This window comes from Alicyclobacillus sp. CIJ1, assembly GCF_057538885.1.
Window position 1 is genome coordinate 92,470 of the sequence record NZ_BAAJPH010000147.1, and the last position, 23,678, is coordinate 116,147.

General features: G+C 64.6%; 24 protein-coding genes. 10 read left to right on the plus strand and 14 right to left on the minus strand.

Annotated features, from left to right (window positions below):
* The first annotated feature begins 213 nt into the window (after positions 1-213).
* Positions 214-912, plus strand: a complete 699-nt coding sequence (locus tag AC27E8_RS15205; protein WP_487100145.1) for a uracil-DNA glycosylase family protein — start codon at positions 214-216, stop codon at positions 910-912.
* Here AC27E8_RS15205 and AC27E8_RS15210 read toward each other — a convergent pair.
* From AC27E8_RS15210 to AC27E8_RS15230, 5 genes are all read right to left on the minus strand, one after another.
* Positions 889-1,611 carry a metallophosphoesterase family protein gene (locus tag AC27E8_RS15210; protein ID WP_487100146.1) on the minus strand — a complete coding sequence of 241 codons (723 nt, stop codon included), beginning with the start codon at positions 1,609-1,611 and terminating at the stop codon, positions 889-891. The two genes, AC27E8_RS15205 and AC27E8_RS15210, sit on opposite strands and share 24 nt — an antisense overlap.
* A 69-nt stretch (positions 1,612-1,680) precedes the next feature.
* Positions 1,681-2,283 (minus strand): response regulator transcription factor, encoded by a 603-nt coding sequence (locus tag AC27E8_RS15215; protein WP_487100147.1) that lies wholly within the window; start codon positions 2,281-2,283, stop codon positions 1,681-1,683.
* Entirely contained in the window at positions 2,280-3,455 is a 1,176-nt protein-coding gene (locus AC27E8_RS15220; protein WP_487100148.1) for a sensor histidine kinase, read from the minus strand. Before AC27E8_RS15220 ends, AC27E8_RS15215 begins: the two co-directional genes overlap by 4 nt.
* 36 nt (positions 3,456-3,491) lie before the next feature.
* The gene (locus AC27E8_RS15225; protein WP_487100149.1) at positions 3,492-4,244 is read right to left on the minus strand and encodes an ABC transporter permease; all 753 of its coding nucleotides are present in this window, start codon (positions 4,242-4,244) and stop codon (positions 3,492-3,494) included.
* A complete protein-coding gene (locus tag AC27E8_RS15230; RefSeq protein WP_487100150.1) occupies positions 4,241-5,164 on the minus strand; it encodes an ABC transporter ATP-binding protein in 924 nt (307 codons plus the stop codon). Before AC27E8_RS15230 ends, AC27E8_RS15225 begins: the two co-directional genes overlap by 4 nt.
* 187 nt (positions 5,165-5,351) lie before the next feature.
* Between AC27E8_RS15230 and AC27E8_RS15235 the strand changes: the two genes are divergently transcribed.
* Positions 5,352-5,504, plus strand: coding sequence for a hypothetical protein (locus AC27E8_RS15235; protein WP_367306614.1), 153 nt, complete (start codon positions 5,352-5,354; stop codon positions 5,502-5,504).
* A gap of 36 nt (positions 5,505-5,540) precedes the next feature.
* On the opposite strand, the gene AC27E8_RS15240 is transcribed toward AC27E8_RS15235, so the two are convergent.
* Entirely contained in the window at positions 5,541-7,019 is a 1,479-nt protein-coding gene (locus AC27E8_RS15240) for a potassium/proton antiporter (protein ID WP_487100151.1), read from the minus strand.
* Entirely contained in the window at positions 7,016-7,474 is a 459-nt protein-coding gene (locus AC27E8_RS15245) for a MarR family winged helix-turn-helix transcriptional regulator (protein ID WP_487100153.1), read from the minus strand. Before AC27E8_RS15245 ends, AC27E8_RS15240 begins: the two co-directional genes overlap by 4 nt.
* A 135-nt stretch (positions 7,475-7,609) precedes the next feature.
* Between AC27E8_RS15245 and AC27E8_RS15250 the strand changes: the two genes are divergently transcribed.
* The 8 genes from AC27E8_RS15250 (at position 7,610) to AC27E8_RS15285 (ending at position 17,398) form a co-directional block, all read left to right on the plus strand.
* Positions 7,610-8,818, plus strand: a complete 1,209-nt coding sequence (locus AC27E8_RS15250; protein ID WP_487100154.1) for an MFS transporter — start codon at positions 7,610-7,612, stop codon at positions 8,816-8,818.
* 20 nt (positions 8,819-8,838) lie between these two features.
* Positions 8,839-9,780, plus strand: a complete 942-nt coding sequence (rnz, locus tag AC27E8_RS15255; RefSeq protein ID WP_487100155.1) for a ribonuclease Z — start codon at positions 8,839-8,841, stop codon at positions 9,778-9,780.
* 130 nt (positions 9,781-9,910) lie between these two features.
* On the plus strand, positions 9,911-10,318 hold the full coding sequence (locus tag AC27E8_RS15260; protein ID WP_487100156.1) for a GntR family transcriptional regulator: 408 nt from the start codon (positions 9,911-9,913) through the stop codon (positions 10,316-10,318).
* Entirely contained in the window at positions 10,318-11,238 is a 921-nt protein-coding gene (locus AC27E8_RS15265; protein ID WP_487100157.1) for an ABC transporter ATP-binding protein, read from the plus strand. The genes AC27E8_RS15260 and AC27E8_RS15265 overlap by 1 nt, the downstream gene beginning before the upstream one ends.
* Positions 11,219-12,190, plus strand: coding sequence for a hypothetical protein (locus AC27E8_RS15270; protein WP_487100228.1), 972 nt, complete (start codon positions 11,219-11,221; stop codon positions 12,188-12,190). The genes AC27E8_RS15265 and AC27E8_RS15270 overlap by 20 nt, the downstream gene beginning before the upstream one ends.
* A complete protein-coding gene (locus AC27E8_RS15275) occupies positions 12,187-13,101 on the plus strand; it encodes an ABC transporter ATP-binding protein (RefSeq protein WP_487100158.1) in 915 nt (304 codons plus the stop codon). The genes AC27E8_RS15270 and AC27E8_RS15275 overlap by 4 nt, the downstream gene beginning before the upstream one ends.
* On the plus strand, positions 13,098-14,165 hold the full coding sequence (locus AC27E8_RS15280) for an ABC transporter permease subunit (RefSeq protein ID WP_487100159.1): 1,068 nt from the start codon (positions 13,098-13,100) through the stop codon (positions 14,163-14,165). The genes AC27E8_RS15275 and AC27E8_RS15280 overlap by 4 nt, the downstream gene beginning before the upstream one ends.
* 107 nt (positions 14,166-14,272) lie before the next feature.
* On the plus strand, positions 14,273-17,398 hold the full coding sequence (locus AC27E8_RS15285; RefSeq protein ID WP_487100161.1) for an efflux RND transporter permease subunit: 3,126 nt from the start codon (positions 14,273-14,275) through the stop codon (positions 17,396-17,398).
* An 11-nt stretch (positions 17,399-17,409) separates the two neighbouring features.
* On the opposite strand, the gene aroA is transcribed toward AC27E8_RS15285, so the two are convergent.
* From aroA to AC27E8_RS15320, 7 genes are all read right to left on the minus strand, one after another.
* On the minus strand, positions 17,410-18,762 hold the full coding sequence (gene aroA, locus AC27E8_RS15290; protein ID WP_487100162.1) for a 3-phosphoshikimate 1-carboxyvinyltransferase: 1,353 nt from the start codon (positions 18,760-18,762) through the stop codon (positions 17,410-17,412).
* Complete coding sequence (locus tag AC27E8_RS15295; protein ID WP_014463469.1) at positions 18,762-19,247, minus strand: nitroreductase family protein; 486 nt, start codon at positions 19,245-19,247, stop codon at positions 18,762-18,764. The genes aroA and AC27E8_RS15295 overlap by 1 nt, the downstream gene beginning before the upstream one ends.
* A gap of 16 nt (positions 19,248-19,263) precedes the next feature.
* Positions 19,264-20,190, minus strand: a complete 927-nt coding sequence (locus tag AC27E8_RS15300; RefSeq protein WP_487100163.1) for a sulfotransferase family protein — start codon at positions 20,188-20,190, stop codon at positions 19,264-19,266.
* A 3-nt stretch (positions 20,191-20,193) separates the two neighbouring features.
* Positions 20,194-20,829: an adenylyl-sulfate kinase gene (cysC, locus tag AC27E8_RS15305; protein ID WP_487100164.1), complete on the minus strand. Its 636-nt coding sequence runs from the start codon at positions 20,827-20,829 to the stop codon at positions 20,194-20,196.
* Positions 20,830-20,838: 9 nt separating this feature from the next.
* A complete protein-coding gene (locus tag AC27E8_RS15310) occupies positions 20,839-22,056 on the minus strand; it encodes a glycosyltransferase family protein (protein WP_487100165.1) in 1,218 nt (405 codons plus the stop codon).
* Between the two features lie 62 nt (positions 22,057-22,118).
* Positions 22,119-23,141: an EAL domain-containing protein gene (locus tag AC27E8_RS15315; protein WP_487100166.1), complete on the minus strand. Its 1,023-nt coding sequence runs from the start codon at positions 23,139-23,141 to the stop codon at positions 22,119-22,121.
* 19 nt (positions 23,142-23,160) lie between these two features.
* A complete protein-coding gene (locus tag AC27E8_RS15320; RefSeq protein ID WP_487100167.1) occupies positions 23,161-23,532 on the minus strand; it encodes a TIGR02328 family protein in 372 nt (123 codons plus the stop codon).
* Between the last annotated feature and the right edge of the window lie 146 nt (positions 23,533-23,678).

Here is a 23,678-nt window from a genome sequence, read left to right on the forward strand (position 1 = left end):
ACGATTTTGAAAAACGTTCAATAAGCAAAGCATGCTTGAAACGATAAGGCGCGGGCCTCTTCGCTCCGGGCCTCCTGCCGCGGCGTCACAAATCCCGCAACCTAGTATTGCTTGTGGGTAGGCAATTTAAACCATGTTACAATGGACGTATCGCGTGGTTGCGCTGCCATGGCGCGCACGTATCCCTGAACCCTTGCAAAGGCGGGACATTCGATGGAGCTCGTGACGACGTTTGCAGACCTCGTGGATATCCTTTCTAAGGATTACCGAGTGCCGGACATCGTGCTGGATACGTCCACGGTGCTTTTCATCCTGGAATCTCCGCACATCCAGGAACTTCGCCACGGCGCGCCGGTGGCGGGATCGTCTGGGGCCACCATGTCGCGACACATCTTCGGCCCGGAATATGGCCACCTGCCGCTCGGCCGCATGGTGAAGAAAAATGCGGAGACAGGCGCGAAACGGCCGCGCCTCTCCGCGATTGGTCTGATGAACGTGTGCAACATTCCCTTGCAGGCGGCCGCGTACCCGCGCGACATTCAGGTTCGGTACGCCGACTGGTTTGAGGCGATGAATGCCGTCCGCACGCAGAACCAGAAGTGGTCATTCGCCGACCCGCGCCAACAGGACATTCAGTCCTATCTCGCAAACGACTTGCGCAAAAAGCTCGAGGCCTACCGCGGCCGCGCCATCACCCTCGTTCCCTGTGGGCGGTTTGCGCAGAAGTTCTTCGCGCTGGCCGACGTGGCAGACGAGAAGTGGGACGTGATCGACGGCGTGCCACACCCGTCGTACAACAGCTGGGATCGCGCGCAATACGCCAAGGCCGTGGAGCGCGTGGTCGAGGCCGTGGGCCTGGCCGGCGCGGAGCTCGCCGTCCAGCTCGAATCAGACGGGTCGCGCGGCGCGTAACACCCGCTTCATCACGTCAGCCGCCGGATAGCCGATCTCGTCGTATCGCCTGCACGCGGCCTCCACGTCGTAGGGAACCCTGCGATGTTCCACGCGGAACGCGTCCCCATCCACGTGCAGGATGACGTACGAGGCCTGGGGCACGCCGTCGAACGGCATGCCGACGCTGCCGAGGTTGACGACGGTCCTCCCGCGGATATCGCGGACGTACGGCACATGAATGTGGCCGTATAGGTACAGACGCGCGCCCCAGCCGGCGAAGATGCGCGACTCGATGTCCTCATCCGGCGCGTCGGCCGCCACCACCGGAAACGGATCGAGCGGCGTGGCGTGAAAGGCGAGCCAGCCTCCGAACGGCGAATCTTCCTCGAGCAGAACCGGCAAGTTGGCGAGGTATTCGAGTTCCGCTCGGTTGAGCAACCCCCGTGCAAACGCTGCCTCCTCGTCCATGCCGGCGCGCCGCTCCTCCGGCACCTCGCCGGGCCGCACCCCGCGCACCACCCATTCGTCGGCGTTGCCGCGGATGACCTTGTCTGCCACCTCGACGACCTTCTCCACACACGCCTTCGGCGCATAGCCCCGAAAGGCGAGATCGCCGAGTACATAGACGCCATCGCATCCCACTTGCCGCAGATCGCCAATGACCGCATCGAGGGCTAGCTCGTTTCCGTGCACGTCCGAGAAAAACGCGAGTCGCATCGACACTCCCCTCCCCATGGTGGTCATGTCCATTGTACGCGTTTCCATCCGGGCGATCACGGCGGCCGATCACAGCCAACCCATGTCGTCCGCCTTGCGGATGGCCTCCTGGCGTGTGGCGCAGCCGAGCTTGGCCAAGGCGCCAGACAAGTAATTGCGGACCGTGCCCTCGGAGAGGAACAATTCCTTGGCCATCTGCCGCGTGGTGAGCCCGCGCTTGGCGAGCCGCAGCACGTCGATCTCGCGCGCGGACAGCGGATTATCCGTCTCGATGGCCGCCATCATCAGGGCGGGATCGAACACGCGCTGGCCTGCCATGATGGAACGAAGGTGAGCCGCGAGCTGCTCGACTTTGCCGTCTTTCAACAGGTAACCGTGCACCCCGGCCTGCAAGGCGCGCCTGAGGTAGCCAGGCCGCGCGAAGGTGGTCAGCAAAACCACGCGCACGCCTGGCACGTCCCGCAGGATGCGCGCCGCGGCGTCGAGCCCGCTCATTTTCGGCATCTCGATGTCCAACAGCGCGAGATCCGGCCGCAAGGCGATGGCTTTCGCCACCGCCTCCTCGCCGTCGCCCGCGGTGGCGACCACGTCAAAGTCGCCCTCCAGGGCGAGGAGCGTCGCAAGCGCATCGGACACTAAGCCTTGATCCTCCGCCAATAACACGCGTATCACGGCAGACCCTCCCGTCGCTCGATGGGAACGGGGGCCTTCAGCACCACGACCCAGCCCGGCTCAAACTCGGGCCATCCGAGGGCTCGTCGGCGCCAGTCGTCCCGTCCCAACCGCTCGCACTCCCCGCCAATCTGCGCCATCCGGGCGCGCATGCCGGCAATGCCGCTCCCGCCGCAGGTCGGGATCGTCGCGAATTCTGCCGCTCCTTCGCCGTCGTCCGCGACGGCGAGCACCACGAGCGGCCCGTCCCGCCACAGGCGGACCGCGCATCGCCTGGCGCCGCTGTGCCGGACGACGTTCGTTACGGCCTCGCGCAGGCACATCGCATACGCATGCTCCACCGTCTTCGGGACAGCGTCCATCTCGCACGCCATGTGCGCCTCGATGCCCGCGGCTGCGAGCACTTCTTCCGCGGCGCGCCAGGCGTCCTGCCAGTCCGTCGCGCGCATGTCGGCCACATACGCGCGCACCGATTCGAGCGTCGCTCGGCTCACCCGCTCAATCTGTTCGATCTCGTCGCGCGCTCGAGGAACGTCCCCCGTGCGCTCCAGAATGCGCCCGGCCACCTGCGCCTTCAGCGTGATGAGCGACAACTGGTGGCCCAAAAGATCGTGCAGGTCGCGCCCGATGCGCGCCCGTTCCTCGGCCTGGCTGAGCCGCGCAATCTCGCTCTGAGCCGCCTGAAGCCGCGCGTTGGTCTGCTCGAGCGCCGCCCAGGCGCGCATCATGTAAATCAGGATGCTTCCGCCGAACAAGGCGCCAATCAAGAGGTAATGAAACCCCTGCGGGAATGGGATATGATGGGCCCGCTCGACGGCCACGAGCGTGCCGACGCTCGCGCACAGGACGGCGAAGAGCGCCATGGTGCGCCGAAGAGGCCCGTAGAGGATGGTCGCGACGGGGTAGAAGAGGAGATACACGTAGTTCAGACTGAAGGCGGCCATCAGCGTCAGGAGGATGGCCAATTGCCCGAAGAACGCCGCGATTCGCCAAGGGCTGTTGCGCGGCGTGAGAAAGGCCACGACGTAAAGCGCTCCAAAGGCGGCAAGGCTCCCTAGGCCAGCCGCCATGGCCCGCACCGGAAGTCCCAACAAAAACGAGGCGGGATACACCAGTTGAAGCAAGAAGAAGATCATCGTCTCGATGGCGCCTCGGCGGAGTTTCCGCCTCATGTCGACAGCCTCCCGACAGTTGAGCCTACGCTTTCCTCATGCGACCGAACGAACCTCCCGCGGCCGCGTCGACACCCACGCCGCCAAGAGCACAAAGCCAATCAGGTAGGCGAGAAGAACGGCCACATCGCTCCACTGGACAGTGCGCTGCCCGATGAGAGACCAGGCGATATCCGCCAGCCGGTAGGTCGGCATCCAGAGCGCAAGATGCTGGAAAAACGGCGGCAGGACCTGAATCGGTATCCACAGCCCGCCCGCAATGGAGATCAGGAAATACACGATGCTCGCGAGAATTTGCGCGGCCTCGCGCCCGCCGATATGCCCAATCAAAATGCCGAGCGCGGTGAACACAAGCGCGCCGAATACCGTTGCCGCACCGCAACCAAGCCATTCGCCGGCCGGCATCCGGACGTGTTCCACGAACGCGCCGACCAAGAACATGATGGCGATGGCGATGGCGTTCACCACCACGTTCGCCGCGATCTTCGTCGTCACCGCCTGGGCAGCCGGGCGGGGCGTCGTGAGCATCCAACTCGTCCAACCCTGCGTTCGCTCGATGGCCACGCGCACCGCATTGCCGTTCAGCCCCGTGCCCACGACGCCGAACACGGACATGGAGATGAGAAAATACTTCGACCACTCGATCCCGCCCACCTGCGCGTGTCGGCCGTACAGATTCACATACAGGAGGTAGAACCCGACCGGAAACAACAGGGTGAAGATGAAAAACCGGCGATTGCGCACATTCCGTAGGACCTCGATACGCCACTCCAGAAGCCACGAATTCATCGGATCACCCCCCTCTCTTCGAGACGGTCGTCCAGCTCCGTCAGGGCGACGAACGCATCCTCAAGCGCACCCTGCGAGACTTCAAACGACGAGGCGTCGAGATCGCGCAAGATGATGGCGCGAAGCACGTCGTCCGGCCGATCCGTCTCGATTCGCACGTGGCGTCCGCTGTACCGCACGCTCCGGACGTACGGAAGCTGTTCGATCTCTTCCTTCGTGCACCGCGGTCCCGCGATAAAGCTCACGTACCGATGTCCGGCCTGCGCCTTGATCTCGGCAAGGCTCCCGTCCGCGATCACCCGGCCGCCCTTGAGCAAGATGACGCGATCGGCGACGGACTCGGCCTCCTCCAAGTGATGCGTGGTTAGCAGAAGCGTGCGCCGGCCGTCATACACGAAGCTGCGCAGGCTGTCCCAAAACGCCCGCCGCGACTCGACGTCCATGCCCGTCGTCGGCTCGTCCAGCAGGAGCAACGCCGGATCGCCCGCCATGGCGAGGGCGAACTGGAGCCGCCGCTGCTCGCCGCCGGACAGCTTCACGGCCTCCCGCTCTGCGAGATGTTCGATGCCGGCCATCTGAAGGAGGTTGTCCGCCGGCAACGGATGCGGGTAGAAGCTGCGGAACCACGCCACAAGTTCCTTCACCTTCACGCTCTGCGGCAGGGTCACGTGCTGCAACATGACCCCGAGCCGCTCTCGCGCGGCGCGATCGCGCGGGCGGTGGCCAAAGACCCGCACCGAACCATGGGTCGGCTGCGACAGTCCCAGAATCATGGAGATGAGCGTAGTCTTGCCGGCCCCGTTCGGCCCAAGCAGGGCCACGATGGTGCCGGGCTCGACATCGAACGTGACGTCGTCCACCGCGTGAATTGCGCCAAACCGCTTCGAAACGTGCTCCACCGAAATGGCGGCTGCCGCCAAAGGACATCGCCTCCAGGTCCCATCTTGATGTCGATCCTACCCGGTATGAGCTTTGGCGACCAGTGAACGCCGTCATCGGCGGGATGTGACAAATGTCACACGCCGAGCATGCGCCATGCGAGGTGCGCGCCCATGCGGTATCATGGGGATATCCACCGACCCGCAAGCGGAAGGCGAGGGACGTACAATGCGGGTTCGCACCAAACCAGCATGGTTTCGGCCTCATTTCGACGACGACGAGGATGACGACCTCCTGCTCGAGATGGCCGAAGAGCTACCCGGCTTCCCATCCATCAAGGACGAAGGAGATGAGAAGCCGCGCAGTGAGGAGCACTCGTGAGCCGCGAAATTCGCGCGTCGCGGCCCTAGGTGGTCCTCATGGCAGCGCCTCTGCGTGCCCCACCTGATCCTCGTGAAACAGCCGCTCAAGTTCGCTGACGGCGCCTTCGTGGGCCAGGACGAGCAGGTGATCGCCTTCTCGGATTCGGGTGCTCCCGCGCGGGACGATGGCTTTGCCGCCGCGCACCACGGCGTAGCACAGGGTGTCGGGCGGAAAGGCGAGATCGCGCAGCCTCTTTCCGGCGCGTGGCGATCCCGGCATCACCACAATGGGCACCATGACCGCAGCTTCGCGCGCGATAGCGAGCAGTTCGCACATCGATTCGGGCGGCGTGGCCTGGACGAGTCCGAATCTCTCGGCGAGCCACTCGACCGTCATGCCCTGAACCAGCGCGGAGACGAGCACGACGAAAAACACGACCTCCACGAGCGCGATGTAGCCCTGGACGTGCGCCTCGACGGCAAACAAGATGAGGACGATGGGTGCCGCGCCGCGGAGCCCGGCCCACGCGATGAACCAGCGCTCCTCTGCGGTCATTCTGAAGAAGAGAGTCGACAGCCACACGGCGGCCGGGCGAGCCACGAAGATGGCACCGTAGGCGAGGAGAAGCCCTGGCACCGCCACGTCGGCAAAATCGCGGGGAACAAGGAAAAATCCGAGCACGACAAACATCACAATTTGCACAATCCAGGCGAGCCCTTCGTGGAAGCGGAGCACCGCCAAGCGCTCGCTCATGCGCCCGCCCGCCATCACAACGCCGGTCAGGTAGACCGCGAGAAAACCGCTCCCGGACATCGACTGCGCCATGCCGAACGACAGGAGCGCCATCGCCAACGTCACGGCCGGGTAGAGGCCCGGTGTGTCGAGCCGCGCCGCGGCGAGAAGTTTCCGGCCGAGATACCCGGCGGCGAGTCCGACGCCGAGCCCGATGCCCATTTGGGCCGCGAAGAGCACGGCCACCTCGAGCGGGCGGAGCCCGGGACGCCCTGTCCGGGCGAGATCGATGAGGACCGTCATCAAAAAGAACGTCATCGGGTCATTGGTGCCCGACTCCACCTCGAGTACGTCGGCCAACCTCGCCTTGAGGGACGTGTTGCCGAGCGCGCTGAACACACTGGCGGCATCCGTGGAACTCGCGGCCACGCCGAGCATCGCCGACGAGAGCCACGGCAGGCGCAGGACCGCATGCGCCAAGGCGGTCATGATAGCGCTCTGCGCGAGGACGCCGAGCGTGGCCAAAGACATGGCCGGCCAGAACGCCCGGCGCACGCGCTGGGGCGTCGTATGCAGCCCTCCGTCGAAGAGAATCATCGCGAGCGCCAATGAACTGAGATTCGTGGCCACGTCCGGGGAAATAGCGGTCAGCAGATCCGGATCCAGCGCGGCGATGGCGCAGCCGAGCGCGACGAACCCCACCATCGCCGGAAGGCCCATCCGGCTGTGAGCGCTCGCGATAAAGACGCCTGAGAGGAGCACCACCGCCACGACGACGCTCACGACACTGACCAGGCTCATGTGCGCTCCGCCTGCTGCCTTGCCCAAATTCGCTCGTTGAGACGGCGCAAAAGGCTGAGGAACGTCCTTCGCTCCTCCTCTGTCCAATCCCCCACAAGCTCTCGATACAGCTCGATGCGGGACGCGCGCGTGGCCTCGAGCGCCTCCACCCCCGCCTCGGTGATGGTCAGGCGGAGTTGGCGCTTGTCCTCCTCATCTCGCTCCTTGGCAATCCAACCCGCCTCCACAAGCGGCGTGATCTGCCGGCTGATGGTTGAAATGTCGAGCAAAAACCGCGCGGCGAGCTGCCCTGCGGTGAGCTCTCCCTCCTCGCGCAGCGCCAGTAAAATCAGATACGCCGAGCGGTCAATCTCCCGATGCTTGCGCCACGACTGACGTGCGCCCTCGAGCCGCCGCGCGAAGATGGCCATTTCGCGCTCCAACGCTTCGAACGAGTCCATCCTGGCCTGATCCATGTCGGCCTCCTTTGGGTGCATTTTCAGCGTGATAGTTGTATAATACAATAGTTGTGTAGAGTTCATTTCTCGTGTCCCTGAACAACTTGGGGCTCACGCTCTCGTTGGCACGTCACACGAAAGGAGGAATTCCACGTGTCCGCGCAACCCGATGTCGCACAGGAGTTCGATCACGCCGAGTCGAACATCCTGCGGCAGCCTGCGCCCGTCTGGGCCGTCGCCTTTGCCTGCGTGGTGGCCTTCATGGGGCTTGGGCTGGTTGATCCAATTTTACCCGCGATCTCGGCGCAACTCCACGCCACCAAGGCCCAGACGGAGCTCCTCTTTACGAGCTATATGCTTGTCACCGGCTGCATGATGGTGTTCACCGGATTCATTTCGACCCGCATTGGGCCAAAGTACACGCTGCTCTGCGGCCTCGCGCTGATCATCGTCTTTTCCTTCCTCGCCGGCCGGTCGCACAGCGTCGGCCAAATCGTCGGCTTCCGCGGCGGCTGGGGCCTCGGCAACGCCATGTTCATCGCCACCGCGCTTTCCGTCATCGTGTCAGCCGCGAGAGGCACCGCGGCGAGCGCTATCATCCTGTACGAGGCCGCTCTCGGGCTTGGCATCTCCGTGGGGCCCCTCCTCGGCGGGACGCTCGGCGAGCACAGCTGGCGCTATCCGTTCTACGGCGTGGCGACGCTCATGGCCATCGGATTTGTGGCCGTCCTGCTCTTTCTCCGCGGCGTGCCCAAGCCTGCGCACCGCGCCTCCATCGCGGCGCCGTTTCGGGCGCTCGGGCACCTCAGCCTGTTGACGCTCGGGTTGACGAGCCTGTTTTACAACTTCGGCTTCTTCACGCTGCTCGGCTACGGCCCGTATCCGCTGCACATGTCCGCCATCGGCATCGGCTACACGTATTTCGGATGGGGCATCCTGCTCGCCGTCACGTCGGTCTTCGTCGCTCCGTGGCTGGCAGAGAAGTTTGGCATCCTGCCGGTCATGTACACCATCCTCGCGCTGTTCGCCCTGGACCTCTTGGTCATGGGCCTGAGCGTGCACTCGCGGCTGACGCTCGTCATCTGCATCATCCTCGCCGGCGCCTTCCTCGGCGTCAACAACACGGTCATCACGACCGCGGTCATGCAGGCGGCTCCCGTTGAGCGGCCCACCGCATCCGCCGCATACAGCTTCGTCCGCTTCGTGGGCGGCGCGGTTGCCCCCTGGCTGGCGGGGAAGCTCAGCGATGCGGTCGGACCCGCCATGCCGTTTTTCATCGGATGCCTAGGCGTCGTGGTGGCCATCATGGTACTGTGGATGGGACGAAACCATCTGCGCCACATCCAATACGTGGCCCACTGACGCGGCAGAGGATGAACGGTATGGAGCTCATCTTTCTCGGCACGGGCGCCGGGGCCCCTTCCCGGCGCCGCAACGTGACCGCCATCGCGCTTCGCCTGACCCGGGAGGACAGCACCGTATGGCTGTTCGACTGCGGCGAAGCGACGCAGCACCGCATGTTCGACGCGCCGTTCGGCCCCAACCGGGTCGATCGCGTCTTCATCACACACCTCCACGGCGATCACATCTTCGGCCTTCCGGGGCTCCTCAGCACGCGGTCGTTTCCAGAGAACGTCGGACCGTTGCAGCTCTACGGCCCAGCCGGTATCCGAGCGTTCGTCCGCGCCACCCTCGATCTGAGTCAGACGCACCTCAGCTACGCGATCCAATTTCACGAGTGGACGTCACCCGAGCCCGAGCCCGTCCGCGAAGGGCTGTATACCGTGCGCGCGGCACTCCTCGATCACGCCATACCCTCCTACGGCTACCGAATTGAAGAGGCGCCCTTCCCCGGCCGCCTCCATGCGGAGCAGCTCCGCGCGGAGGGCCTTCAACCGAGCCCCCTCTGGGCGCGGCTCAAGGCCGGTGAGGACGTGACCCTCCCCGATGGACGGCGGCTGCGCGCGGCCGATTTCGTCGATCCGGCCGAACCCGGGCGCGTCATCGCCATCCTCGGCGACACGAGGCCATGTAAGGCCGCGGTGGAACTGGCGCGCGGCGCCGACTGTCTCGTGCACGAAGCCACGTTCCTGGATCGACATGCGCATCTCGCCTCGGCCTTCTTCCACAGCACGGCGCGCCAAGCCGCCGAGATCGCGCAGGAGGCAGGGGCCAAGTGCCTCATCCTCACGCATCTGAGCGCGCGCTACGAGCGGACCGAGGAGGACGAGTTCCTCGCGGAGGCCCGAGCCGTTTTCCCCAACACGCTGCTCGCGCACGACGGCATGATCTACGACATTCCGCGGAGTAAGCGGGACGCCTGAAGTCTGCCGGGACCGCCTGCCCGGCCGCTTGACATCGGCGTCCAACCCCCGTATGATGCATGTGTACTATTCGAACTAGTACACATGAGACACTCGCCGAGCGCGCCCACAAACGTCCGCCAAGGGGGTGATGGCCGTGTGGCTTCAGGTGGATCCCCGGTCTCCCACGCCGGTCTACCAGCAGATTGTGGACGGCATCAAAGGGGCGGTGGCAGCTGGCTGGCTGAAGCCCGGCGATCGCCTGCCCTCCGTGCGGGATCTCGCTGTCTCCCTCGCCATCAACCACAACACCGTCGCGAAGGCGTATCAGGAGCTCGAGCGAAGCCGCGTGATCGAGGTCGTCCGAGGCCGGGGCACGTTCGTGGCGAGCCCAGGGCAGAGGCCGCCCGATGTCGAGGAGCGCATCGAAAAACTCCGCGACTCCCTGCGGCTCGCGTGGATTGAGGCCTACCACCTGGGCCTCGCGGAAGACGAGTTCGAGCGGATGTTTCGCCAGGCGCGTGACGCCGCGCGCGGCGAGAGAAAGAAGGAGGTATAGTGGACATCATCCTCTCCGTTCAGCAACTGTCCAAGCACATTCGAGGACAGGCGGCACTTGTCTCTGTCACCTTCTCCCTCTGCGAAGGCTCCGTCCACGGAATCCTGGGCGTGAACGGTTCCGGCAAAACCACGCTGTTGCGGATCCTGGCGGGGCTCTACCGGCCAGATGGCGGCGAGATGGTCTGGGTGGAAAGGCCCGTGAGTCCGTGGAACGATCCGGCCTGGCGAGCCCAGGTGGCCTTTGTGGATCCCACGGTCTCCCTGCCCGCGCGGTGGACGCTCGAGGACTGGGAGTCGTACGGTCGACTCATGTACGAGCGCTGGGATCACCACCGATTCCGCAGCCTGCTGAGACAGCTCGACCTGCCGCTTAGCCAACGCGTCCACCGGTTTTCGATCGGCATGCGCATGCGCGCGAAGCTCGCGTTCGCGCTCGCGACACGCCCTCGCCTGCTTCTGCTCGACGAACCCACCACGGGGCTCGATCCCGTCGTGCAAAGGCAAATCTGGAAGTGGCTCGTCGGCGAAGCGGCGGATTCGGGAACCTCCTTGCTTGTGGCGACACACGCCGTCGACGACGTGGAGCGACTGGCAGACAGCCTCACGGTGTTATACCAAGGACGCTCGGTGTGGTCGGGTGCACTGGAGGAGGCGAAAGAAGGGTTCGTAAAATTGGTGGTTCGCCCTGAAGGGCAAGCAGTACTCCTCGCGGCGGACGATGCGCTCAGCTGGGAGCAGGATGGCAGCGGTTCCTTCAGCACCATGGTGGAGCGGGCGTCGTTGGACCATGTCCGAGACCAACTTCGCGCGGTCGGCATTCATCAGATCGTTGTCCAAGACCATCTCCCGTTGGACGAATGGTTTCGCCTGCTGATGCGGAAGGAGGGGTACGCCTTTGATGCAGACGAAGGCGTCTAGGGCCGTGTGGTGGTACACGTGGCGCTCTCTGCGCTGGTGGCTCATCGCCACGCCATTTGTATTCGGCCGCGGTTGGGTGTTGAGCTTTCTCTTCGCAAACGCTCCCCATGCGCTGCGCGAGGATCTCGTGCAGCTGGCTTCGGGCCAAGAGGCAAACGTGCTGGACCTCGGCGCATGCTGGTCGATCATCCTAGGCATTTCTGGGCTTGCGACGCGCCGCGTTGAACTGATGAGCGTCCTCGCTGGTCCGGCCCGGCGGCGGGACGTGTACGCCGCACACGCCTTCCTCACGGGAGGAACGCTCGTCGTTAGCCAAATCTTGTTTCTCATTAGCCTATGGGTGCTCGACGCCCGCATGGGGCTGCCCGCCAGCCCAGCACTCGTCGCACACGTGGTCGTGAAGCGATTGCTCATCTATCTCGCGGCCTGGAGCGTGGGCCTCGCGGCCGCCGCCACCATTGCGCATCCCGTCGCCGCCGGGCTCTCGGCCGTCGGTGTCTCGGGCTTTCCCGTGTACGCAGGTGCGTTCATCGAATACGTGAGTTCCAAGTGGAACGGGCCGCATCCGTCGTCCCTGTCGAACGACATCATGCGCTTGTCACCCCTTACGCTGCTGGACCGGACGACTGGCGGAGCGCTCGTCGCGTACGGGATATGGTTCGTCGCCTGGATCGCCTTGTGGCTGGTGCTCGGAGCCGCGCTGTTCCAACGACTCCCGTTAGAACACCTGAACGAGATCTTTCCGTTTCCTGTATGCCAGCGCCTGTTCGCGCTTGGCATCGCCCTCCTTGCGGGGTTTCTCCTAACCACGTGGATTGCGCAGGCCATCGGCCTTGGCGTCGGAAAAGCTGCCGCCGTGGAAGTCGTTCTCATCTGGATGGCATCATGCTCCATCCTGTACGCCTTTCGCAGCCGCCATCCGTTCTTCCGCTTGAGGAGGTGGAACCCATGAACGTGTTGCAACTGTTTGACGTCACCAAACGCATCGGGCGCCGCGAGATCGTCCGCCAGCTGAATATGAGCGTGCGCGCGGGCGAAGTGTACGGCTTCCTCGGGCCGAACGGCGCTGGCAAGACCACGACCATCCGCATGATTGTCGGGCTCATACGGCCCACGCGCGGCGCCATCCAGGTGTGCGGTCACGACGTCGAGCGCGATCCCGTCAGCGCAAAACGATACCTGGGCGCCATCGTCGAAAATCCCGAGATGTACGGGTATCTGACCGGCCGCCAGAACCTGCTCCACTACGCGCGGCTGGCCGGGGTCGATCGCGTCCAGGAGCGCATCGAGCGCGTGGCCAAACGCGTCGGGCTCCAGGATCGCATTGACGACAAGGTCAAGCGGTATTCGCTCGGCATGCGGCAGCGCCTCGGCGTCGCCCAGGCTCTGATTGCCGATCCGAAGCTGCTCGTGCTCGACGAGCCCACGAATGGGCTCGATCCGGCCGGCATTCGCGAGTTCCGCGAACTCATCCGCACCCTCGCCGCCGAAGGCTTGGCTGTGTTCGTCTCCAGCCACCTGCTCTCGGAGGTCGAGCAGATGTGCGATCGCGTCGCCGTGCTGCAACAGGGCAGGATCATCGCCGAGGCGAGCGTGGCGGAGCTTCGCGCAGGGGCTGGCTCCCTGCGCCTGCGCATCTCGCGGTGGGATGAGGCGACCGAATGGCTCCGGGCGCGCGGATTTGAAGTCGAAGGAAGCGACGCCAAGCTCGTCGTCCACCATCTTGACGACGCCCGTGTCGCGAAGCTCCTTCGCGATCTCGTCGGAGCCGGGTTCGACGTCTATGAAGCGGCGCGCACCGGGGGACTGGAGCAATCGTTTCTCGCGCTCACAGGCGCAGAGTCGGGAGGGGATACGCCATGACGCTCTGGCGCGTCGTGCAAAACGAATGGATGAAACTCGTGCGCCGCAGGCGGCTCGCCGTCGTGGTGGCGCTCGCCCTATGCCTCGTGGGGATGTTTGCGCTCGGGGAGCATCATGAGAAGCAAATTTACAGCCGCGTGCCGACCCAGGCGGCATCCGCCGACTGGAAGACGAACGCCAAGGCCGATCTTGCAGCCGCAGAGGCGCAGCTCAGCCTGCTCGAACGCCAGTCCCCCACATCCGCCGGCGCGGCCCAGGCGCTGGCAGCCCTACAGCAGCGCGTACAGGAGGATCGTTACCGCTTGGCGCATGACGTCGGGCCCATCTCGCCCAACCTGTTGAACGGGTGGGCAGAGACGAGTCAGTTTGTGGGCGCCGCCACGAAGACGTTCATCCCGTTGCTCGTCGTGATCCTCGTCGGCGACATGGTGGCCGGCGAAATGACCCAGGGGACCATCAAGCTCCTGGTGGTGCGGCCCGTGCGCCGGCGCACGCTGCTGCTTGGCAAATGGCTCGTCTCCGTGGCATCGTCCGCCGCGCTGTCCTTTCTGCTCTGTTTCGCGTTTTTGGGCGTCGCCCTGGCCATCGACGGCCCTCAGGGCGCGATGCAGCCCGAGTGGCTGAACGTCCACGTGCGATTCTTCACGCAGCCTGGCGCCCTTCAACCCACGCCCGTCGCACTGTACGATCACGCCGTGGTCTGGCCGATGTGGCATGCATTTCTGCTGCAGAGCGCGCTCGTGGCGGGCGCCATGGTGGCGGTGGCCTCCATCGCCTTCACGTGCTCCGTCCTCTTTCCGTCCGCGATGGTCAGCACGTCGGCGGCCATGGGTTCCATCATCATCGGTTTCGTGGTCGCCGCCATGGCGCGCGGCCAATCCTGGGTGAAGATGCTTTTTACCACCCATCTCAGCCTGTATGGCGATCTCGCCGGTGGCACCGCCTTTACCGTCGGCTCGCCGGTCACGCTCGCGCAAGGCGTCGCGGTTCTCATCGCCTGGACCGTGGTGCTTCTGGCCGCCGCCTTCCTCCGGTTCGGCCGCCAGGACATCCTCAACGCCTGAGGCACGCCCCGGCTCCTCTCCTCCTCCGTCACTCGGCTTTTCTTCTGGATTGGCTTGCAAATCGCGGCCCGTCCGGCGACGATAGACGGAAGAAAGGAGCCGGGATCGTGCAACTTGCCAAATTCTCCATTCGCCGCCCCGTCACCATCACCATGCTCATGATTGCGCTCGTCGCCATCGGGGTCTTTGCGCTCCTCCACCTGCCGGAAGAGCTGTACCCGAAGCTTAACCTACCGGTGGCGGCGGTGGTCACGTCATGGAACGGCGCCTCGCCGGAAGAAGTGGAAAAGCAGATTTCCCACCCGCTCGAGCAGGCGCTCGAGGGGCTCTCGGGCGTGAACCTCATTGAGTCGCAATCGACGGCCGGAAGTTCGCTCGTGATTGTGGAATTCAACTACGGCGTCAATCTGGACGAGGAACTGAACCAGATGCGCAGCCTGGTGAACCGGGTTCAGCCGGAACTCCCGTCCGACGCCACGACGCCGCTCGTCCAGCAGTTCGACCCGAACAGCCTGCCCATCATGCGCATTGCCGTGTACGGATCGAAGGGCGTCTCCCTGCAGACCGTCTCCGACGCGGCGACCAACGTCGTGGAGCCGGCCATCGAGCGGCTGAACGGCGTTGCGGGCGTCCAGGAGGCGGGCGGGCTCGTGCGCCAGATCACCGTCGAGGTGGATCCGGACAAGCTGAAGACGTACCATCTGAGCATCGAGCAGGTGGTGAATGCCATCGCCGCCAACAACCTCTCGGCGGACGCCGGGCAGGTCCAAAAGGGCAACCTCCTCATCCCCCTCCATGTGAGCGGGGAGATTGGATCCGCATCTCAACTTGGAGATCTCGAGATTCCATTGCCTCTGCGCGGCGACGTCAGGCTCAAGGACATCGCTCAGATTGAGGACGGCCATGCGCCCGTCGAACTCGTGAGCACGGTGAACGACGCGCCGGCCGTGACCCTGTCCATTTCGCAGGCGTCCGACGCCAACATCGTGCAAGTCTCAAACGGCGTGTGGCAGGCGCTCCCGTCCATGGAAGCGCAGCTGCCGCCCGGCGTGCACCTGGAGGTGCTCACGGACGACGCACAGCCCGTTCGCGACACCATCCACACCGTGGTCAACCACACGGTGCTCGGGTTCATCTTCGGGATCCTGGTCATCCTGCTGATTCTGCGCAGCGTGCGCTCCACCATCGTGGTGGCAGTGGCCATCCCCATCGCCACGCTGTCGACCTTCGCGCTCATGGCCGCTGCCGGGCTCTCCATCAACTCCATCACGCTGGGATCGCTCGCGGTGAGCCTCGGCTCGCTCGTCGATTTCTCCATCGTCGTGCTGGAGTCCATCTTCCGGTCTCGCCAGCGCGGCCTCCGCCCGATGGAAGCTGCCGTGATCGGCACCGAAGAGGTGGGACTGGCGGTCTTCGTGGCCGCGTGCGCGCAGATCAGCGTCTTTGCGCCGTCCATCTTCGTACCGGGCATCGCCGGGCAGTTTTTCAAGCCGCTGTCGCTCACGGTCTCGTTTTCACACGTGGCCGCGCTGTTCGTGGCGCTCACCTTCACGCCGATGCTCGCGTCGCGGCTTCTCAAAGGCCGGCGGTTCGACGAGCCGGATCGCCTGCCGGGTCGAGACGCGCCCATGCGCTGGTACGCACCGTTTGACTGGTCCGCGCGCTTCATGCACGGGCTGACGGAACTGTACCGCCGCCTGCTCGCCTTCAGCCTGTCGCACCGGAAGACGATTTTCACCGTCACGGCCCTCATGTTCGTGGCGAGTGTGGCCATGGTGCCGAAGATCGGTTTTGAATTGGTGCCGAACGTGGGCGAGGACGAGATGACGGTGAGCGTGCAGACGCCACCCGGCACCTCGCTCGCGGCGACGGAGAAGGTGACGAAGCGCGTGGAGGCGCTCGCCCGGGCGCATCTCCACGGGATTGAACAGGTGGATGCGCAGATCGGCGGCAACTCTTACGCCGCGCTGCCAGCCACCAACCAGGCGACGGTCACCGTGCGGTTTGAGGATTCCGTCTCGAGCCAGAATGTCGAAGCGATGACGTCGCAGTTCAATCAGCTTGCCCAATCCATTTCGGGCGCCACGGTCACCGCGGCTGCGGCGTCCGCCAACGGGGCGAGCGGTCCGGCGTCGGATCAGATTTCAGTGCAGATTCAAGGGCCTGACGTCGCCGAATTGACGCGCCTCGCGAATCAGGTGGCGGCGGCCATGCACCGAGTGCACGGCCTAGAGGACATCCAAAATGGCGCCACGGCGGGCATGCCCAACGTCACGTTGACGCTGGATCCGTCCTCGCTCGCGGAATACGGACTCACAGCGCAAGCCGTGGAGAGCGTGCTGAAGGCGGACGTCGGCGGGCAAATCGCCTCGACATACGACGTGAACGGCAACACCTACAATATCGTCGTCGAACTGCCGCCGAGCTACGCGCAGAACCTGAACCACCTGCAGGATCTGACGGTGGAGAATCAGGCGGGGCAGATGGTCCCGGTCACGAAGCTCGGCCCCGTCTCGAACGGCTCGGAGCCGCCGAGCATCACGCACATCAACGGGGTTCGAACCGTTGAGGTGACCGCGACGCCGTACGGCATCACGCAGGGCCGCGCGCAGCTGGAACTCGCCAAGCAGCTGAAATCGATTCGCGTTCCGGCCGGATACAGCGTGGGGTTCGGCCAAGGCGGGGCCTTCCTCCGCCAGACGATGTTCGACATGCTGTGGGCGTTTCTCTTCTCCGTGGCGCTCTTGTACATGCTCATGGCGAGCCTATTTGAGTCCCTGCTGACGCCGTTTGTCATCATGTTCTCGCTGCCGCCGACCTTCATCGGCGCGGCGCTCGGACTCACGCTCACGCACCGATCGCTCAACGTGGACTCGGCCATTGGCGTGATCATGGTGATGGGCCTCGTCGCGAACAACGCGATTGTGCTGGTGGACTACGCCAACCGGCTGCGCCGAGAAGGCAAGCCTCTGCGCGAAGCGCTCATGGAAGCTGGGCCCGTTCGACTGCGCCCCATCCTCATGAGCACGGCGACGACGGTGCTCGCCATGCTTCCGCTCGTGATTGGCTACGGAAAAGGCGCGGAGACGCTCGCGTCCATGGCCACGGTCATCGCGTTTGGACTGACGTTCTCCACCCTGGTCACGCTGCTTTTGGTGCCCGCGGTATATATGGCCATCGCAGGCAAGCGCGACGAACCAACGGAGGCTGCCCCGGCGCGCCATGCGCCGTGAGCAGCCTCTCTTCACGGGACGAGATCGACCAAAACGCCCATCTCGCGCAAGTGATGGAAAAACGTTGGGCACGTCTTTGACACGCAGCCCGGATCCTCAATTTCAATGCCCTCCGCGCGCAGCGCGAGCACGGAAAGCGCCATGGCCACGCGGTGGTCATCGTAGGACGGAAGCACCGCGGGCTGGGGTGGGCCCGGGTACACGACGACGCCGTCTTCCCGCTCTTCGGCGCGGACGCCCACGCGCGCGAGGCTCTCGACGATGACCCGGATGCGGTCCGACTCGTGATGCCGGATATGGCCCACGCCGGTGATTTCAATCGGCCCGTCCGCAAACGGCGCGAGGAACGCGAGCGTCAGCGTCTGATCCGACATCTCCTTCATGCTGACGGAGAAACCGCCGCGAAGCTTCTCGGGGCCTCTGACCTCGATGCCCGCAGGTGACGACTCCACCTGACATCCCATCTTCGCGAGCACGTCGATGAAGTGAACGTCGGGCTGGCGCGTGTCGCGCGTGAGATTCGTCACGCGCACGCGGCCGCCCGTCACAGCCGCGGCGGCGAAGAAGTAGCAGGCCGTGGACGCGTCCGCCTCGATATCGTAGGAGCGGCCGCGGTAGCCACCCGGCTCGACCGAGATGACGGCGAGATCGTCCGCAGCCGCGCACGTCGCGCCGAACGCCCGCATCATGTCGAGCGTGATGTGGACGTAGGCGTGCTGGACAATGTGATCCACGATGCGCACGCTCACCGGCGCGCGCGCGTAGGGCGCCGCGATGAGCACCCCGCTCACAAACTGGGAGGATTGCGCGCCCGACATCGCGACCTCTCCGCCTGCGAGCCCTCGAGCCCTGAGGCGAATGGGCAGCGTGTCCGGGCGCTCCAGCGGCTCGATTTCGGCCCCGAGCGCCCGCAGAGCCCGAAACAGCTCGCCCATCGGCCGCTCGTTCATCCGCCTGCTGCCGCGGATCTCGTACTCGCCTCTCGAGGCCGCGAGCGCGGCTGTGAGAAACCTCGCCGTCGTGCCGCCCGCGCCTGTGTACACGCGCGCGTCACTTCGCGGAAACTGCCCGCCGCAGCCGGTCATGCGCACGACGTCCCCCTTCACCTCGACCGGGACGCCGAGCTCGCGCAGCGCCTCGATGCACCAATACGCGTCGTCGCTTCGCAGGATGCCCGAAAGCGTCGACTCGCCCTCCGCCAGCGCGGCGATGACAAGCGCCCGATTGGTCACGCTCTTCGATCCGGGCACGCGCACCTCCGCATCCACGGGGCCGCGCACAGCCCCCACCCGCGCGAGCTGGTATCCCCCGAGCGCCCAGGGCGATCTCGCCTCCAGATCCGCGCCTTGCCTCGCGTCCGCCATCACGGCACCCGCCGAATCTTCTCGGCGATGGGCGTGCGCGGCTTCGCCGGCGGCACTTCCTCCGGATAGCCCAACCCGATGATGTTCGCAATGTCGTACTCGTCCGACACGCCGAGCACCTGGCGCGCGTGCTCCTGCCAACCGATGGATGTCCAGCGGATGCCCGCGCCGTGAGCCTCCGCGATGAGGCTCAAGTTTTCAAGGAAGCACGCGACGGCCATCAGGTTCTCATCGCGCTCGATTTGCGAAGCGCCCCGCTTGCTGAGTACCGCGAGGACGACCGGCGCATCGCCAAAGTTCGCGCCGTGGCGCAGATTCATCCTCGCTTCCGGCCCGACGACGATGATTTCCCAGGGCTCGGTCATCTTGTGGTTCGGCGCGTTCGTCGCCTCCTGCAACCAACTCATCCACGTCGCTTCATCGATAGGATCCGGCTTGAACTGCTTGATGTGCCGGCGCCCCCGAATCGCCTCCAAAACCTCCATGCGCTTCCCTCCCGTCTCACTGCGATCCTGCGGCTCGCGCCGGTCGCCGCCACGCGGACAAGTCGCGATGGATGAGCGCCTCGAGCCGCTCCACGTCCGGCGCAAAGAAGGCGGTCAGCTCTTCCCGAAGGTCGGGCTCCATCTCCATCCGCCCGAGCACCATCGACTTCGCCTGGTTGCCCAACCGCTCACGCACCGCCGCCGGAATGAACGGCTTGACGATTTCCTTCAGTGCGTTCGGCTTCGCGATGAAGTTGTAGAGCGCTCTCGATTTGGGCACGCCCGACTCGTTGTGGCGAATCGAGGTGTCTGGAACGAAGTCCGTGGACACGCCAAGGAACGCGCAGCAATCCCGAACCACCTGGACGGGATCGCGCGCAAAATCCTCAAACAGGATGACCTTGACCTGATCTCGCCCGAACACGTCGAGATACCGCTTGACCTGCGCCGCATACAGGCCGACGGCACGATAATACCACAGCGGCTCGTAGTGTTGCCGGATCCGCTCCTCTTCCTTAGCGAGGGACTCGCGGAACGAAAGCGTCTCTCGCTCGTCGCGGACCAGGTGCATGTAGGCCGAAAAGGCGCGATCGACCGGATTGCGCAGCATGATGAGGATCTTGGCGTCGGGATACGCGTCATAGATGCGCTGCGCCGTACCAGGATAGAACAGGTAAAACACCGATGCCTCGCCGACGGCCCGCTCACCACGAACGCCGTCGAACAGCTTGAGGTACGCAGCCTCATCGCGAATCGTGTACAGGTTCATGCCCTCGTCGCCGGGGCCCGTGAAACGCTCGGGAAAATCGGGGATGGAGAAGAAATGCGCCTCTTTCTTCGGCGGAATGTAGATGTCCGGGTGCTGGCTCAAATAACGATCGAGCGAGCTGGTGCCGCACTTCGCCGCGCCGACAATGAAGAAGTTGGGTCGCGCCACGTCCATCCCCTACCTTTCCCCGGCCGCCCGCTCGCCCGCGGCGCCGTCCCGCAGGCCCAGGTGGCCCGTTTCCTCAAGGTGATGGAGAATGGCCTTGACGCACGCTTGGATGGGCATGCAAGCCGTCTTCACCACGACATCCGGGGCTAGCGGCGGCTCGTATGGATCGTCGATCCCCGTAAAACCCTGGATTTCCCCCGCCAGCGCTCGCCGATAGAGCCCCTTCGGATCGCGCGCCTTGCACACCTCGACCGGGCAGTCGACGAAAACCTCGATAAACTCCCCTGGCTCAAATAGCGCGCGAGCCGCCTCCCGATCCCGCCGATATGGCGAAATGAGGCTACAGATGGCGATGACGCCCGCATCCACGAACAGCTTTGCCACCTCCGCCGCCCGGCGGATGTTCTCTGTCCGATGGTCGGCCGAAAAGCCGAGATCGCGATTGAGCCCGTGGCGGAGGTTATCCCCGTCCAGCAGGTACGTCCGCACGCCTCGCTCGTGCAGCGCGAGCTCCAGCGCACAGGCGATGGTCGACTTGCCCGCGCCTGCCAGACCCGTCAGCCACACCACACAGCTCGAATGCCCGTTCAATCGGCGCCTGTCCGCCTTCGTCACCGGCGTCGGCTGCCACACAATGGTGCTCATCGCTCACCCTCACTTCATGTGTGTCTCCCCCAACAGACGCTCCATGCGAGCCGCGAGTTTCGCGACGACTTCTTCACTGGAGTACGCCATGGGCACGGGCACGGAAAATGACTCGCCGCGCTGGTACGCGTCCATCAGCGCCACCATCGCCGACGCGATCCCGTCCACGTCGCGCGGGCTGACGACGGGATGTCCCTCGGCGCGAAGGATGTCCGCGGCGGTCCCTTCCACGTCCGTAATACCCAGTATCTTCCTTCCTGCCCCCAAATAATCGATGAGCTTCGAGGCCAAAAACGGATTGCGGCCCGTGGCCGATGGCGCATCGATGAGGACGAGCACGTCCGCCTGCCGCATGCGCGCAAGGCTGTCGAGATACGACACCCGTCCCTTGCGAATCGGGATGGGCGCCCGCGCGACGAGCGGTTCAAACTTCGACTCGACATTGCCGTAGAACTCCACGGCCACGCGTTGTCGCATGTCGGGCCGCGCGGCCAGGGCCTTTTCGAGCCCCGCAAGAAACGGCTCCGGCGAACGCTGTCCATAGAAGTCGCCGAGGTACGCAAAGAGCAACTTGTCCGCGATCTCCGCCGGGCGCTCCACGCGCTCCGGGTAAAGCTCTGGCATGAAGTGATGAGGCAGGACCATCGACTTATCCGCGACGGGCACGTGCGGATACAAATGAACGTACTGCTCGAGGATCTCCTTCGTAGGAAAGATGAGCGCGTCCGCCTTGGCGACGACCGCCCGCTCATTCGCCTCGTCGAACGCCTTCCGCCTCGGCGTGCGCCCCGCGTGGTACGGATTGTGCGCCCAAGGATCGCTGAACTGGGCGATCCACGGTTTCCCCGTCCGCAGCTTCCACCGGAGCGCGAGCAAATGGCTCGCGCCTGGCTGGGATCGGCTGTAGAGGAGATCGACGGGCACATGCATGGAGGCCGGCGCCTGCCTCGCCCACAGCCACGCCTCGTCGGCGAACCGCCCAATGATCTTCTCGAGCGCGCGGCGCGGCTTGTACGCGGACGGCATCCAGGTGGGAAGCCGCTCCACCTCGATGTCGTCCGGAAGCGTGAGCGTCGTATCGGCCGACGGGACGCTCGCCGTGACGAGGCGCAGATGAAACCAGGTTCTCAGCACCTTGAGCGTCTTCCACACCAGAATCGATTCGGCGTTTAAGACGGGCGGCGCGTGGTACGAAATCACCGCGACAGTCGGTTTTCCAGTCGGCAACGGATGCTCCCCCTGTCCGAAAGATACATCCGTAGTATAGCGAAACGCTCCGCGTCCGGAACTCACGCCCGCGGCAACCACGCAATCGATCCGTCCGGCACCTCGAGAGACGGCCGCGCGTACAGGTACCCCTGTTGCCACGTGTAACCAAGTTCAAGCAGGGCCTTTGCTTCCTCGGGCCGTTCGACACCCTCCGCCAACAGGCGAATGTCAAGCGATTGGGCCACCCGCGCGAGCCCCTCCGCCACGCGGCGTTTGGCCGAATCGCGGTCGACGTGATCGACATATTGGCGATCCAGCTTGACGACATCTGGCGAGATGGCGCGCAGCATGTTCTCGTCGCTGTATCCTTCGCCGAAGTCGTCGAGCGCGTAGCGCACGCCTTTCGCGCGGTAGAACGCGAGAATGGCCCGCAGATGGGCGACATCATCGACGCGCTCCGTCTCCACCACCTCAAAAACCAGCCTGGATGGGTGGACGGCGTACTGCTCTGCGGCCGCGAAGGTGGACTGGAGACAATGCTCGGGCACGTAAATGGCGGTCGGGATGAAATTCACAAAGACGTCCCAGTCCGCGGGCAGCCGCCTCGCCGCCGCGATGGCCTCAATCCGGCAGGCGCGATCGAGCGCGAAGAGCCGGGATTGTTCGCGGGCCGCCTCAAAGAGCGCGTGCGGCGAAACGAAGCTTCCGTCTGGGGCCGTGGCACGCACAAGCATTTCACAGGCGACCACGCCCCCCTTCGTCAGGTCCACAATCGGCTGCATGGCCATTTGGATGCCGCGCCTAGCGAGCAACTCGTCAATCCAGACGGAAGGAAGCTCTTCGACGAACGCGTCAAACGGGCGATCCGTCGTATCGGCCCCGTCAGGGCCTGTCAATCCGACCCTCCACGAGCTCGTATCGAAGAACGCTTGCCAGTACGTTGCGCGAGCTACAAACACATCGGGCGGCATGGAGACCGTCGACGCGCCAGACCAGCGGACTGCGCGCGCAGACGCGAGGGAACGCAGGACGCCCTCCACATCTTCCTCGGGAACCTTCAGCGTGACGCCACCTTGCCCAACCTCACATCCAGGACACGACATCTCGAAAACCTCCGCGCAATCAAAGAATGATGCCCTTCGCCCGTAAGTTTTCGAGACAAGCGGCCAGATACCTGTCGTCGTGTTCAGGATAAATGGGCGACGACCGGGAATAGCGGGAAGGGTCAATGTCCGCCAGCGGCGCGCGCTTGCCGCGGTAGCGCGGGTCCCACCACGCGGGATCCACGCGGTACCCTCGGCGCTCCATCTCCTCCATGACGAGCCGGTGATACTGGACCAGGTATTCGTACGGATGCTGAAAGACGTAATTCACCGTCGCATGGGGTCGATTCCAGCCAAGTCCACGCAGGGCACAGCATTCCCGATGCTGGCCCAACAGCTGCGCACGCGGCAGCTTCGGAATCAGCGCTTCATGCCAGAGTCTCACGCTCACGGACGCCCTTTCGTGAAACGGCCATGGCGCTGTTGAGGGGCATGGAACCCTCTTCGTCAGCGTACATGGCCAACCTTGAAATTTTCTTGAGGAATTTTTGAGATTCCAAGTTCTTCTGCGCGCCGTGTGCGAACCGGCGCTCCGTC